Genomic DNA, 14,184 nt, shown 5'->3' on the forward strand with positions numbered 1-14,184 from the left:
AGTGCTTGATCCAGCGAAAGCGAGTCCGGACCTGCGGCGGACTCGCGATGACTGATCAAGGCCGGGATGGACTTGATCAGTGCTGCTCTAGGCGGAGACGCGGGCCTCGCTGAGGTTCTGGATGTGCTCGACAAAGGCACCGCGGGCTGACTCCGAATCGAACAGGTCGGGCAGGCGTCCGCGGATCGAATCTCGCAGGGCCTGCGCCTCGCCGGATTCGATCAGTTCGACGGCGCGGTCGGCGAGTTGGGCGGGGTCGTCCACGCTCAGACGCTCTCGCAGGCCGATGCGGGCGAGCATGGCGGCGGTCTGGCGGCCGCGCATGAAGCGGCCTGGGGAAGTCAGCACCGGCAGGCCGGCCTGCAGGGCGTCGAGGCTGGCATTGCCGCCGGAGAAGTGGCGGCTGTCCAGCATCAGGTCGCAGGCGGCGTTGATCTGCAGGTAGCGGGCGCGGCTGCCGGTGGGCAGCCAGTGCAGGCGTGCAGAATCGATGCCCGCATGTTGCAGCCGCTGCGAGAGCGCTTCCTGCCAGGCGGGGCGGTCGTTGAAGAACAGCAGCTGCGCCTCGGGCAGGCGCCGCATCAGTTCGGCATACAGCGCATCGTTGTCCGGATGCAGTTTGAACAGCGACTGCGGCGCCAGCAGCAGGGGGCCGCGTTCAGGCAGGCCGAGATCGGCGCGGGCGGCGGCCGGCGGCAATGGCGGGCGTCGGTAGTCCACGCCCAGGCCCGGCAGCAGGCGCAGCGGCTCGAGGTAGTGCGCAGCGGCGTCGGCGGGCTCCATCTCCGCACAGCTGAGGTAGGCGTCGAGACTGCGCAGGCCCGAGGTGACCGGATGTCCCCAGGCCATGGCTTGGCGTCGCGCCAGCCTGAGCGCCGCCAGCGGATACAGGCGCGAATCCATGCCCAGTTCGGGGTAGAGGATCAGGCCGGCGCTTTCCGCGTGCAGTCGTTCGGCCAGGGAATTGAGCGGCGTGGCCTCTTCGATGAAGTGGAAGCGGCTGGCAGCGGCGCCCATGCGCCCGGTCTCGGCATCGCGGCGCGGGCCGAGCTGGTAGAGCACGACCTCGAAGCCGGCCGCGCGCAGCCAGTCGATCCAGCCGCCGAAGTAGGCGCCGGCCGTGCAGTCGCGGAACACGCTGCCGACCAGCACGACACGCCTGGGGTAGGCGCAGGCCGGTGCTTCGGCGAACTGCGGCAGCACGGCCTGCGCGGCGTTCTGCATCAAGCGGCCCAGCTCGCGCATCAGCGCCGTGTCGTCCTCGCCCATGTAGGCCAAGGGGAAATGGCTCCAGGCCAGGTCATCGAGGGTCTGCCCACGCGCGGGGGCGTCCTGCAGCGCGCCCGCCAGGGTCTGCAGCGCTTCGCGCTGGCGCAGGCGCTCGGCCCGCAGCTGTGCGGCGTCGGTGTAGACCATCGGCCCGGCGAGGGCGGCGGCGAGGCGCTCCCGCAGCGGGGTCTCGGCGCGCGCGGCCGCCGCCGCATAGGCGCGGCGCGCGGCCTCGGCGTGGTTGAGTCCACGCAGTTGCTCGCCCAGTGGCCAGGCCCAAGGCCGACGTGCTTCTTCGTCCAGTTCGAGCAGGGGCCCCAGCGCGCGTTCGGGGCTGGGGCCGGCGCGCTCGGCGCGCAGCCGCAGCTCGGCCGGAAGCTCGCGGGCGCCGGGACGTGCGAGCAGCTCGCCGATCGCGGCGGTGCGCGTGGCCGACTCGGGCTGCAGAAGACAGAGTTCGAGCTGCGCCTCGAGATCCTGCGGATGGGCGGCGAGGTGCTGGCGCAGCGCGCGCTCGGCGTCCTCGCTGCGACCCAGCGCCAGCAGGCAGAGCGCGCGGTTGAACCCGGCCAGTGCATGCGTGGGCGCGCAGGAAAGCGCGGCCTCGAAGTCGCCAAGGGCAGCAGCCTCGTCGCCCGTTCTCCGACTGCGGCTGCCGCGATTGTTGAGCGCCGTCGCCAGCGCGTTGAGCAGGGGTGGGGAAGGTGCGGCGCTCTGGCACAGCATCTGCAGGGCGGCGATGGCGGTGTCGAGCGCACCCGATCGCAAGCCCGCATTGGCCTGCAGCAGCAGGGCCGGCGGCCAGGCGGGACGCAGCGCCAGCGCGGCGCTGGCCGTCGCGAGGGCGGCGGAGTCCGCGCCGGCGGCAAACTCCGCGTGTGCGCGGCTCAGGAGCATTTCGGGAGTCGGGGCGTTGGCGCTTGGCTTCATCGGGGCATTGTAGGAAAGTCGGGCGCCGCGGCCGCGAGGGGCGAGCCCAGCAGGCTGTGGAAGAACAGCCTGGTAGCCCGGCCAGGAATGGCCGGGACGACGAAGCAAGCGCGCAAGCGATTGATGTGTCGTGAGGTGGTGCGGACCCGCGTCGGACCGCTGACTTGGGACACTCCCCGGAAGGGAGTGTTTCAACAAGCTGCCAGCGCGGCCGGGTTCGAAGGCGAGACTGACGGGATTTGCAGAGCACTCCATGCAGAACGGCGAGAAGATCATTGACACCGTGGGCTGCGGCGAAGAGGAAGTCGCGCGCCTGCGGCTGCTTTTCCGCATGGGCGCCGCGCGCTTCAAATCGCGCTGGAAGTTCTCCGAATCGGAGCCACCCGATCTCGTGCTGCTCGACCCGGAGACCGAACTGGGCCGCGCCGCGCGCGAGATCGCCCAGCAGGCCGAGCGGCCCTACATCTGCATCGTCGACCTCGGCACCGAGGACGGCGCGGACTGGGCCCTGCGCCGACCGCTGAAGCTCGATGCGATCGTCCGCATGGTGAACCTGCTGTGCGCTCCGGCGCCGGCGCCGGCGCCCGCGGTTGCGGCTGCGGAGCCGGTGATGAAGGTGCTCAGCCAGGGTGAGAACTTCTTCGACCTCGACCTTGGCGAGGAGCCGACGCCGGTTCGCGATGACGGCCTGCCGAGCATCCAGCTGCCGGAGATCGTCCGCGGCTTCGGCGCCCATGATGTCGAGGGACTGTTCAAGCGGGACCCCTTGGCCAATACCGCCGAGGCGCTGGTGCCGCATCGGATCGGCGAGGGCACGGGCATCGAGTTCACCGAGGGGCCGACGCTGCGCACGCACGCGCGCATCGACGAGAAGGCCGAGCGTCTCGGCAAGCGCGAGAGCGAGGTCGCGCCCGACATCGACCCCAGCCTGCGCCGCGTGAGCACGCAGGACCTGCGTCGTTTTCCCTTGATCGAGTACCTCACCCAGCCCCTGCTCGGCGCGCCCGAGCGAATCGAGCTGCCGGGCCTGCCCTGGCTGGTACTCGATCCGGTGACCCAGAGCTACCACTCCGACGCGGAGCTGCCGGCGCTGGAGCTGTACTGCCTGCAGGAGCTGCCGCGCGCGTCCTTCGCCCAACTCACCAGCGCCGAGTTGGCCGCCGTGCGTGCCCGCGCGCCGGCCAAGCCGTGGATCCGTCTGCGCTGGCAGGTGCGCTACCTCACCTCGAACGGCAAGCTTTCGACCCAGCTCGATCCTGCCGGTCGTTTCCGCCTCGAGCGCCCCATCGAGCTGGCCCGCGACTACCCCGCGGCCTTCCGCGTCTCCACCGCGATGCTGCGCGATCTGCAGCCGCTGCACGAGATCGCGAAGCAGGCGAAGGCGAGCATGACCGAGGTCATCAACGTGGTGAACGCCTACGAATCTGTGAGCCTGCTGGAGTCGCAGCTGCGCGAACGGTTCAGGTGAGGAGCCGGGATTGGGGATTCGAGATTCGGGATTCGCGAGGGCGTGCTCGCGCGTTGCGCGCATAGGGTGGGCCCTGGCCCACCATGGCATCGACGCTCGCCACGGGCCCGAACTGCCCGATCCATGCGCGCGCACCGCGTTGATGCGCGTGCAGGCATGCGCCCTTGATGCAGCCGTGATCGACTGTCACGCCTCGCTTCCCGACCAGCTCGGCAGCGGGCCGCGAGACACGTACATGCACGCCCCGTGATGACGGCGCTTCGACTTCCGGCAGGCTTGAGCTGCGGTGGGCCAGGGCCCACCCTATGCGGCCTCTCCAACACGCGGATGTTTCGTCGTGATCTACACCTGGACCAAGTCCCTGCACCTGCTGTTCGTCATCGCCTGGATGGCGGCGGTGTTCTATCTGCCGCGGATCCTGGTGAACCTCGCCGAGGCCGGCGATCAAGCCGTGGTGCGCGAGCGCCTGCTGCTGATGGGGCGTCGGCTCTATCGCTTCGGGCATGTGATGTTCGGCCTGCTGCTCGTGCTTGGTCTGCTGCTTTGGATGGGTTACCGCATCGATCCGAGCTGGTGGCCGCGGGTGGTGGCGGGCGGCTGGATGCACGTCAAGCTCACCCTCGTTGCCCTGCTGTTCGCCTACTACATCGTCACCGCGCGCTTGCTGAAACGCGTGCAATCAGGCGGCACCCTGCCGAGCTCGAAGGCGCTGCGCTGGTTCAACGAGCTGCCGATCTTCCTGGCGCTGGGCGCGATCTGGTTGGTGATTGCGAAGCCGTTTTGAGCAGGCCTTGGGTGCCGGCAGGGCGCCGACATCTCTGTTCGTGGAACTCGAAAGCACAGTGAGACCGTGGGCCGGAGTCTTCGCAGGTGAGGCTTGCGCGCTTCGAACGGCCCCTCAACCCAAGCCCTCTCCCGCTGGGAGGGGGGCAATGAACGTGGCACCCACTGAGACCCACGCATGTCCCGACTGATCGACACCTGGTTCCGCATTCCCTTCTGGCAGCGTGTCGCCGGTGGCTTCGTGATCGGCGCGCTGGCGGGCTGGCTGTTGGGGCCGACGGCGACGACCTGGTTCGCGCCGCTGGGCTCGCTCTACGTCACCCTGATCAAGATGATCGCCACCCCGCTGGTGTTCTTCGCTGTGGTCTCGGCGATCGGGCGACTGCACGGGCAGGGCAGTGTGGCGGCGCTGTCGGCGCGCACCTTCGTGTGGTTCGCGATCACCGCGGCGCTGGCGGTCGGCGTGGGTCTGATCGTGGCCACGCTGATGCAGCCGGGCTCGGGGCTTGAGCCGCTGACGCCCGCGGCGGACTGGAAGCCACGCGAGCTGCCGACGCCGGTGCAGGTGCTGCTCGATGTGGTGCCCGCCAATCCCTTCATGGCGCTGGCCGAGGGCAAGATCCTGCAGGTGATCTTCTTCGCCGGACTGGTCGGCTTCGCCCTGGTCAAGCTGGGCGAGAAGACCGAGCGGCTGCGGCTCTTGGCCAACGAGGCCAGCGAGCTGATGATCCAGGTGACGCGCTTCGTCCTGCAGGTCACCCCGATCGGCACCTTCGGTCTGATCGCGGGCCTCGTGGGCACCTATGGCTTCGAGCGCCTGCTGCCGCTGGGCAACTATGTCATCGCGCTGTTTGTCGCTTGTGCGATCCACATCGTGTTCGTTTACGGCGGCCTGCTTGCCGCGCACGGGCTGAACCCGCTGCGCTTCTTCCGCGGTGCCGCCGGCGCCATGCAGATCGCCTTCGCGACCTCGTCGAGCTTCGCTTCGATGCCGGCCTCGCTGCGCTCGGTCAGCGCCAACCTGGGCGTCAATCGCGACTACGCGGCGTTTGCGGTGCCGCTGGGTGCGAGCATCAAGATGGATGGCTGCGGCGCGATCTTTCCTGCCGTGACCTGCCTGTTCACCGCGCAGTATTTCGGCATCGATCTGTCGGCCTCGCAGTACTTCATCATCCTGCTGGCCTCGGTGCTGGGCAGCTTCGGCACCGCCGGCGTGCCGGGCACGGCGACGGTGATGGTGACCCTGGTGATGAGCGCGGCCAACCTGCCGCTCGAAGGCCTGGCTTTCATCATCGCCATCGACCGCGTGATCGACATGGTTCGCACCATGACCAATGTCACCGGGCAGATGCTGGTGCCGGTGCTGGTGGCGCGCGAGACCGGCATGCTGGATGTCGAGCAGTACGAGCGGGCAGTGGCGCCGGCGGAGTTCGAAGGTGTGGCGGTCGAAGAGCGGCTCTGAGCAACCGCGGTGGAACAGCGGCCTTGAAAGGCGATGGTCGAAGCGCGGCTTCGGGTGCCGGGGCGGTTCCGCCTTTTCCGCCGCGGCGGGAGGGGTGTGAAGCAGGCGTGCCCGCTAAACTGCCCGTCCCATGACCCAGCCCGGACTCTTCGCCGAACCTGAAGCGCTCAAGCCGCTGGCCGAGCGCATGCGTCCGCGCGCGCTGGAAGAGGTGGTCGGGCAGTCGCGCCTGCTGGCCCAAGGCAGTGCGTTTCGGCGTGCCGTCGAGAGTGGGCGCCTGCACTCGATGGTGCTGTGGGGTCCGCCCGGCTGCGGCAAGACCACCCTGGCCCTGCTGCTGGCGCGCTATGCCGACGCGCGCTTCGAATCGGTGTCGGCGGTGCTGTCGGGCTTGCCCGAAGTCCGCAAGGTGCTGGCCGAAGCCGAAGCGCGCTTCAAGGCCGGCGAGCGCACCCTGCTGTTCGTCGACGAGGTGCACCGCTTCAACAAGGCCCAGCAGGACGCCTTTCTGCCGCACATCGAGCGCGGCTACATCCTGTTCGTTGGCGCCACCACCGAGAACCCCAGCTTCGAGCTGAACTCGGCCCTGCTTTCGCGCTGCCGCGTGCATGTGCTCGAAGGCGTGGCGCCGGCCGAGATCGTGCAGGCGCTGAACAGGGCGCTGGTGGACGCCGAGCGCGGCCTGGGCCGTCGCGGCCTGCAGGCGTCAGCGGAGAATCTGCAGCTGATCGCCGAAGCTGCCGATGGCGACGTGCGGCGCGCGCTCACGCTTTTGGAAATTGCGGCGGAACTCGCGGAAGGCGAGGGCGGTGAGATCAGCGAAGCCACGCTCACCCAGGTGCTGGCCGACCGCACGCGCCGCTTCGACAAGGGCGGTGAGCAGTTCTATGACCAGATCTCGGCCCTGCACAAGTGCGTGCGCAGCTCCAACCCGGATGCCGCGCTGTACTGGCTGTGCCGCATGCTGGACGGCGGCTGCGATCCGAGCTACCTCGCCCGTCGCCTGCTGCGCATGAGCATCGAGGACATCGGCCTTGCCGACCCGCGCGCGCAGCAGATGGCGCTGGACGCCTGGGATACCTTCGAGCGTCTGGGCAGCCCCGAGGGCGAGCTGGCGCTCGCCCAGGTCACGCTGTACATGGCCAGCACCGCCAAGAGCAACGCCGGCTACGTCGCCTACAAAGCCGCGGCCGCCGAGGTGCGTGCCTCCGGCACCCAAGAGGTGCCCCTGCATCTGCGCAATGCGCCGACGAAGCTGATGAAGTCGCTGGGCTATGGCGAGCAGTACCAGTACGACCACGATGTCGAGGGCGGCGTGGCGCTGGATCAGACCGGCTTTCCCGACGCGCTCGGCGAACAGGTGTACTACCGTCCGGTGGCGCGCGGGCTTGAGCTCAAGCTGAAGGACAAGCTCGACGCCTTGCGTACAGCGCGCGCGCAGGCGCGCGGCGAGGGCGGTGGCGAGTGAGCCTCTGGAGCAGCCTCGGGCTGGTCATGGCCGGCGGCGCGCTAGGGGCCGGCGCGCGCTTCCTGCTGGGGACGTGGCTGCTGCGCCAGCTGGGCAGTGGCTTTCCGTGGGGCACCTTCGCGGTCAACCTGCTCGGCAGCTTCGGCGCCGGCCTGCTGCTGGTCTGGGTGCAGAAGCCCGAGGCCGCTCCTTGGCTGCGCCCCTTGCTGATGACCGGCCTGCTGGGCGGGCTCACCACCTACTCCGCGTTGATGGTGGATTGCCTGCTGTTGTGGCGCGAGCTGGAGCGGCCGGGGCTGGCGCTGCTCTATCTCGCGCTCACCCTCGTCATCGGCTTTGCCGCCCTGCTTGGGGGCTGGCTGCTGGGGCAGGGGCTGCGCGGCTGAACTCGGTGGGCTACCGCTCGTGTTTCCCGCTTGAGCCTTCTGGAGCCTGGGGCGGAGGAGGGCCCAGCCACCGCGCTCAGCCGCCGTGCGGCTGACCGTCAGGATTGCGCTCGACGAAGTACAGACCCGCGTACAGCTTGGGATCGATGGAGTAGCCCTCTCGTCGCCTGGCATCCAGCCAAGCCGGTGCCTGCGCGCGCGGCACTTCGTGCACGGTGATGTTCTCGGTGCTGTCGCCGCCACCGCTGCCGACCCGGACCAGGCCGTGTGCACGCACGAAAGCGATCTGCTCGGTGCTCATGCCCGAGGACGAGGGGCCCATCATCAGGAACTCCACGCGCTCGGCGCGCCAGCCCGTTTCTTCTTCCAGTTCGCGCTGGGCGGCCAGTTCGATCGATTCCTCGCCGTCGACATCTCCGACCAGCCCCGCGGGCATTTCGATGCTGCGCTGCTGGATCGGTTCGCGAAATTGCTCGACGAACAGGATGCGATCGTCCGGCGTCAGCGCCACCACGATCACGGCACTGCCGGCGTTGGTGCGCTCGGCGTATTCCCAGCGGCCGCGCCGGCACAGGCGCAGGAAGCGGGCTTCGTGCAGGGTCTCGACAGCGCTCTCCGCGGGTTCGGGCTTCATGGGGCGACCTTGGCTAGAATGCGCGCCATCTTAGCCAGTCGCGCGCCCTCGGCCGAGGACCGCAGCCTGCGTCCGTCTGCGGGAACCCCCGCGGTATCCGATGGTCGAAGCGCGCCGTTCCCCCGCCCCCTTCCCGGAAGTCCCCCATGCCCCTGAAGCGCTACCTGCTCGCCGCCCTGCTGTGCCTGCCCCTCGCTGCCGGAGCCCAAGATCCCGGCGTCCAGGGCAAGGCTCTGGAAACGCCAGAGCAGTTGGAGCAGGCGCTGGCCGGCGTCGAGGACGTGGACAGCCTGCTGCAGTTGGCCGGTCAACTGCGTGAGGCCGGTGAGGTCGCGAAGGAAACGCTGGTCTGGAAGCGGCTTGCGGCACTGCGCCCACATGTGGGCGCGATGCGCTACGAGCTGGCTGCGGCTTACGCCCTCCAGGACATGAAGTCGGAGGCCTACAACACGCTGCTTGAACTGCAGGCGGCGGGTTTCGCGCACGAAATCGAGAAGGATGAACGCTTCCAGAAGGTCAGCACCACCGAGGTCTGGAAGTACATCGTGCAGGGCTTCCGGAGCAATCGCGACAGCTTCGGTGAAGGCGAAGTCGCCTACACCCTGCCGCGCGAGGACCTGCTGATCGAAAGCCTCGCCTACGACGCGAGCCGCGGCCAGCTGCTGGTCGGCAGCGTGCGCGAGGGCAAGGTCTACATGGTGGAGGCCGACGGCAGCCTCAAGCTGTTGGCCCAGGCAGACGAGTCCAATGGCATGTGGGGCGTGCTGGGGGTGGCGGTTGACGCTGAGCGGGGAGTGCTGTGGGTCGCCTCCACTGCAGTGCCGCACTTCAAGGGCTACAACGCCGAACAAGACCTCGGCAAGGCGGGCATCTTCAAATTCGAGCTGGCCAGCGGCAAGTTCGTGAAGAGTTTCCTCTCGCCTTCCGTACCGGGCCAGGGCTTCGTCCTGTCGACGATCACCGTGGCGCCGGATGGCAGCGTGTACGCCGCCGACGCCGTCAACAACGTCATCTACCAGGTCCGCGACGACAGCTTCCGGCGCCTGCTGCAGGCTCCGCACCTCAGCAGCCTGCGCGCCTTGGCGGTCTCTGGCGACTCCAAGATCCTCTATTTCAACGATGTCCAGCGCGGCCTGTTCGGCGTAGATCTGGCCACGGGCAAGCCCTTTGATGTGCCGGTGCCGCCCAAGCTGACCCTGGCCAGCATCGAAGCCATGGCCTGGTGGAACAACCATCTGATCATTGTCCAGAACGAGCTGCCGCCGAATCGGATCATGCGCCTGAAGATGTCCGACGACGGGCGGCAGATCATGCTCGGCCATCCGCTCGAGGCCAACCAGCAGGCCCTGCCGCTGCAGGTGGGCGCCGCGCTCGGCAAGGACGCAGAGGTGTTCGTGATCGGCAACAGCCAGCGCAACCAGTACGACCGCTTCGGCCTGCCGCGCAGCCGCGAGCGCCTGCAAGGGGCGCGCATCTACCGCCTCAAGGCCGACTTCGCGATGGAGCGCGTCGAGACGCAGCCCTCCAGAATCGCCCGCTGAGGAGTCCCGTGACCCTCGCCGCGGCCTCGATAGGTCGAGCTCGCGGCGCGCCGAGTGATCACGCCTGCCTGCGGCAGCGTTGGGGGCAAGTGCGCCAGCGCGCGACCGTGGGTGTCTTGCGGCTGGCCTTGTTTCAGCGCTGTGCGTCGGCGACGGCTGAGAGTCGTCGTCGGGTCATCGGGCCCAGACGCAGGCTCTCGGCGAGAACCTCGAGGCGGGCGCGGTCGGGAGCCTGGCGCTGGCAGCGGGATGCGGCCTCGCCGACGTCGATATCGCGGCGGATTGTCGCCAGCTCGCGGCAGAGCAGGGCCATGTCGCGATGGGCGGCGATGCGCTGGGCGTGGGCTGCGGCCCCGCGTAGGCGCAGGTAGGGCAGCTCGGCCAGTCGATCCAGCAGGGCATCGAGGCTGCCGAAGTGATCGAGCAGGGCCGCGGCGGTCTTGGCGCCCACGCCGGGCACGCCGGGGATGTTGTCCACCGCATCGCCGGCGAGACCGAGGAAGTCCGGGATCTGCGTGGCATGCACCCCATAGCGCTCGCGTACGCCCGAGGCGTCCCAGCGCAGGTCGCGGGCATAGTCCCACTGGCTGTCGCCTTCGCGCAGCAGCTGGGACAGATCCTTGTCGGCGGAAACGATCAGGCCGGACAGGCCGACGCCGTGCAGGCCTGCGAGAAGGCTGCCGATCAGATCGTCAGCCTCGAACTCCTGATCGGCCAGCGTGCACAGGCCGAGTGCCTCGCACAGCGCCATGCACTGGCGGAACTGGTGCCTGAGGGACTCCGGTGCCGGTTCGCGGTTCGCCTTGTAGGCCGGATACAGCCGATTGCGGAACGAGGTTTCCAGCGATTCGTCGAAGGCGACGGCGATGCGCTCCGGCTTCTGCCTCTCCAGCAGCTCCAGCAGGAAGCGCAGGAAGCCCTGCACGGCGTTGACCGGTCGTCCCTCGACATCAGTGAATTCGTCCGGGATCGAATGCCAGGCGCGAAACACGTAGAGGCTGGCATCCACCAGCAGGACGGGTGCGGCGTTCAACCGGTCCATTCCGTCAGCCGCGCCAGGGGCTCTGGCCGTGGCCGCTCCGGGATGGCGCCCGCGGCGGTGCCGATGTGCACGAAGCCCACCACGGCCTCGCTGTCGGCGATGCCCAGGCGTGTGCGGATCACCGGGTCGTACGCCGCCCAGCCGGTCAGCCACTGCGCACCGAAGCCCGCCGCTTGTGCCACCTGCAGCAGACTGAAGCAGACGCAGCCGACGCTGAGCTGCTGTTCGACCAGGGGGATCTTGTGCGGCTGCTGGTAGCAGCCGATGACCACGATCACCAGCGGCGCCTGGACGAAGCGCTTGCGCTCCTTGTCCAGGGCCGCGGCCTCGATGTCCGGGTTCAGGGCCTGCGCGCGCTCCGCCAGCGCCTCGCCCAGTCGGATCCGCGCGTCGCCGCGCAGGCTCAGGAAGCGCCAGGGCGCCAGCGCGCCATGGTCAGGCACGCGTGAGGCGATGCGCAGCAGTTCGGCCAGCTGCTCCGGACTTGGAGCGGGTTCGGCGAGCAGGCGGGAGGGCGTCGATCGCCGCTGATCGAGCGTGAGCGATAGCATGGTTGCGATTCCGGAATGGCAATGGGAGGGTGACAAAAGTCGTCGCAGGCGCGCCGCCTCTGTCACACTTGCGACCTTGTGATTGGGCCTTGCGCGCGTGTGCACGGTTGAAGCGCGAGGCTTCTCACGTTTCGCCACAATTGTGACCCGTAGACTCGTGGCCCAGTAGGGGGCGAATCCCGCGCCGGAGGACACACGCCATGGTCAGCAAGTCTACCCCCGACAACGTATTGGACATCAACGGCCGACTCGCGATGAAGCCCGGTTTCGACATCTCGTCGCTGGTCTCGGGGCTGCGCGCGCGCGCAGCCAAGCGGCTTCCCGCCTTCCTGGGTGAGACCCTCGACAAGGCCGACAACACCCTGTTCGACTTCGTCCAGCGTGCCGACGGCTCGCTCAACCACCAGGAATACTTCGACGCCATGCGCGAGCTGCGCAAGCAGCGGCCGATGGTCGAGCAGCGCTTCCTGGAGCACATCCTCGGCGCTTTTGCCGCCTACGAGCGGCGCAGCCCCCTGAAGATCGACCTGGAGCAGGGCGGACGCAACGCGCAGACTGGCGAACTCAGCCTCGTGTCCGAGGAAGAACTCGAAGAGCAGCTGAGCGCACGGATGGTCGCGGTGGCGATCTCGCGCGGCCTGGGCCCAGCCCTTCACCAATTGAACCGCCGGCTTGGCGTCTTGATCGGCGGTATCGAAATCGATGACGAGAACAGCCCGGTCGGGCCGGCGCATATCGCCCAGGCCTTCCGCGCCGCGCTGACCGGCCTCGACCTGTCGGTGCGGGTGAAAGTGCTGCTGTTCAAGCTGTACGAGCGTGAGTTCCAGCGCCTGCTGCCCGCCTTCTACGTGGATCTCAACAAGGCCCTGGTCGAGTCGGGCGTGCTGCCCGAGATCCGCCACAGCGTCGCCCGTCGGCCAGGCCAGCCGCCGCGGCCGGTGGATTCGCTGCGCGAGGGTGAGCAGGACGCGGCCTACGCTCCGCCGGCGCGCGAGTACGCCGAGCAGCCTCAGGTCAGCCCGGCCGCGGAACAGGCCCTGTTCTCCACGTTGCACGAACTGCTGGAGACCTACCGCGGTGCGCGTGGCGCCCGCGGCGCGTTCTCCGTGCCGCAGGGCGGCGAACCCGGCGCGGGTGGCTCCACGCCCCTGCGTCCGCTGTCGCCGAACGAAATGCTGTCGGTGCTTTCGCTGTACCAGGGCGAGCTGCCCGAGGGCGTCAGCGAAGCCTTGGATGACCCCGAGCAGAGCCTCGCCCAGCGCTTGAAGCAGGAACTGCTGACCGGCGCCGAGCGACTCGGACTGGACCCCAAGACCTCGCGCATGAGCGCGGCGGATGAGGATGCGATCGACCTGGTCGGCATGCTCTTCGAGGTGCTGCTGGAGGAGCGTGACTTCCACACCGACACCCGCAAGACCATCAGTCGCCTGATCGTGCCCTTCGTCAAGGTCGCCCTGCTGGATCGGCGGATGTTCCTGCAGAAGACCCATCCGGCGCGCAAGCTGCTGAACTCGCTGGCCGAAGCCTGCGAGGGCAACACCGGCGAGGCCCCGCAGGATCGCGAGCTGCTCGATCGCGTGCGCCGCACGGTCGATCGGCTGAGCGTGGAGTTCAACGAAGACGTCGCGATCTTCGAAACCCTGGAGCAGGAGTTCCGGGAGTTCATCGAGCAGCATCGTCGGCGCATCGCGCTGGCGGAGCGCCGTGCCGCCGAGGCACAGCGCGGCAAGGAGCGCTTGGAGTTCGCCCGCGCTGCCGCCACCGCCGAGCTCAATCGGCGCATCGAACTGCACCCTGAGCTGGCGCCCGCGATTGATTCCTTCTTGCGCCGCTACTGGGTCCACCACATCACCCTGATGGGGCTGCGCGAAGGCCATGACGCCCCGAAGTACCAGACCGCGCTGGCGGCGGGCGATGCCCTGCTGGGCGCCTGGTCGGAGTCGCGCGAGCGCCGGCAGTTCTCCGATGCGGCCTTCGCCGCCTTGCGTCCGCAGTTGGAGCCCGTGCTGCAGAGTGCCGGTTGCGTGGGCGCCGCGGCGGACGAGGTCCTGCAGTCGCTGTTCGCAGCCCTGAGCCCACGCGCCGCCTCGCCCGAGATCCAGCAGCAGCTGGCCGGTGCGGTGGAGCGCAATGCCCCGCCGGCGGACTCGCCGACGCTGGCGGCTTCCGTGCAGGGCGAGGAGGTCGAGCCCGAGCCCGATCCGCTGGCTGGGCTCGAGTTCGACGCAGACGACGTCGAGCGCATCCGCAAGCTGCCGGTAGGCACCTGGGTGCAGTTCATCGATGAAGACGGCAATGCCCAGCCCGCCAAGCTGAGCTGGCAGAGCCCGATCTCCAACCGGCTGCTCTTCGTCAATCGTCGCGGCTTGCGCTATTGCGTGGCCTCGGCCGAGGAGCTTGCGGCGATGATTGGCTCCAAACGCCTGGTCATTCGCCAGAACGATGCCGCGTTCGAGCACGCGATGAACCAGGTGCTGGGCCGCCTGCGCGCCAGCGGCAAGGCGGGCGAGGGCGCGAGCCCCAACTGAACCGCCCGTCCCAGCGCTGCGAAGTCCTCCGTGCGTGGTTGCCGCGCTCGGTCCTTGCTCGACTGATTCCTCTGTTCCCGTTCGGGCTCGCGACGCATCCGCATATGCGCCGCGGGATTCGC

11 protein-coding genes are annotated in these 14,184 nt (G+C 68.8%); 7 read left to right on the plus strand and 4 right to left on the minus strand.

All coding sequences use genetic code 11. The features are described 5' to 3' along the window. Positions 1-87 precede the first annotated feature (87 nt). A complete protein-coding gene (locus BLP83_RS01295; protein WP_091237900.1) occupies positions 88-2,166 on the minus strand; it encodes an O-linked N-acetylglucosamine transferase family protein in 2,079 nt (692 codons plus the stop codon). A 286-nt stretch (positions 2,167-2,452) separates the two neighbouring features. Between BLP83_RS01295 and BLP83_RS01300 the strand changes: the two genes are divergently transcribed. The 5 genes from BLP83_RS01300 to BLP83_RS01320 all read left to right on the plus strand — a co-directional run bounded on the left by BLP83_RS01300 (position 2,453) and on the right by BLP83_RS01320 (position 7,766). Beyond that, entirely contained in the window at positions 2,453-3,667 is a 1,215-nt protein-coding gene (locus BLP83_RS01300; protein WP_091237902.1) for a hypothetical protein, read from the plus strand. Between the two features lie 337 nt (positions 3,668-4,004). Then, a complete protein-coding gene (locus BLP83_RS01305; RefSeq protein WP_091237903.1) occupies positions 4,005-4,451 on the plus strand; it encodes a CopD family protein in 447 nt (148 codons plus the stop codon). 177 nt (positions 4,452-4,628) lie between these two features. Beyond that, positions 4,629-5,912 carry a dicarboxylate/amino acid:cation symporter gene (locus BLP83_RS01310; protein ID WP_091237905.1) on the plus strand — a complete coding sequence of 428 codons (1,284 nt, stop codon included), beginning with the start codon at positions 4,629-4,631 and terminating at the stop codon, positions 5,910-5,912. A gap of 130 nt (positions 5,913-6,042) precedes the next feature. After that, on the plus strand, positions 6,043-7,380 hold the full coding sequence (locus BLP83_RS01315) for a replication-associated recombination protein A (protein ID WP_091237907.1): 1,338 nt from the start codon (positions 6,043-6,045) through the stop codon (positions 7,378-7,380). After that, positions 7,377-7,766: a CrcB family protein gene (locus BLP83_RS01320; RefSeq protein ID WP_245679926.1), complete on the plus strand. Its 390-nt coding sequence runs from the start codon at positions 7,377-7,379 to the stop codon at positions 7,764-7,766. Before BLP83_RS01315 ends, BLP83_RS01320 begins: the two co-directional genes overlap by 4 nt. Positions 7,767-7,842: 76 nt before the next feature. Here the strand turns inward: BLP83_RS01320 and BLP83_RS01325 are convergent, their stop codons facing one another. Further along, positions 7,843-8,400: an NUDIX hydrolase gene (locus BLP83_RS01325; RefSeq protein ID WP_091237910.1), complete on the minus strand. Its 558-nt coding sequence runs from the start codon at positions 8,398-8,400 to the stop codon at positions 7,843-7,845. 146 nt (positions 8,401-8,546) lie between these two features. Between BLP83_RS01325 and BLP83_RS01330 the strand changes: the two genes are divergently transcribed. Beyond that, positions 8,547-9,941: an SMP-30/gluconolactonase/LRE family protein gene (locus BLP83_RS01330; protein ID WP_091237912.1), complete on the plus strand. Its 1,395-nt coding sequence runs from the start codon at positions 8,547-8,549 to the stop codon at positions 9,939-9,941. A gap of 133 nt (positions 9,942-10,074) precedes the next feature. Here BLP83_RS01330 and BLP83_RS01335 read toward each other — a convergent pair whose 3' ends face one another. Beyond that, positions 10,075-10,983 (minus strand): 5'-3' exonuclease, encoded by a 909-nt coding sequence (locus BLP83_RS01335; RefSeq protein WP_091237914.1) that lies wholly within the window; start codon positions 10,981-10,983, stop codon positions 10,075-10,077. Next, a complete protein-coding gene (locus BLP83_RS01340; protein ID WP_091237915.1) occupies positions 10,971-11,534 on the minus strand; it encodes a nitroreductase family protein in 564 nt (187 codons plus the stop codon). Before BLP83_RS01340 ends, BLP83_RS01335 begins: the two co-directional genes overlap by 13 nt. A 200-nt stretch (positions 11,535-11,734) precedes the next feature. Between BLP83_RS01340 and BLP83_RS01345 the strand changes: the two genes are divergently transcribed. Then, positions 11,735-14,062, plus strand: a complete 2,328-nt coding sequence (locus tag BLP83_RS01345) for a DUF1631 domain-containing protein (RefSeq protein ID WP_091237918.1) — start codon at positions 11,735-11,737, stop codon at positions 14,060-14,062. Positions 14,063-14,184: the final 122 nt, after the last annotated feature.

Origin of the sequence: Aquimonas voraii, assembly GCF_900101825.1 — a bacterium.
In the GTDB taxonomy this organism is placed as follows: domain Bacteria; phylum Pseudomonadota; class Gammaproteobacteria; order Xanthomonadales; family Xanthomonadaceae; genus Aquimonas; species Aquimonas voraii.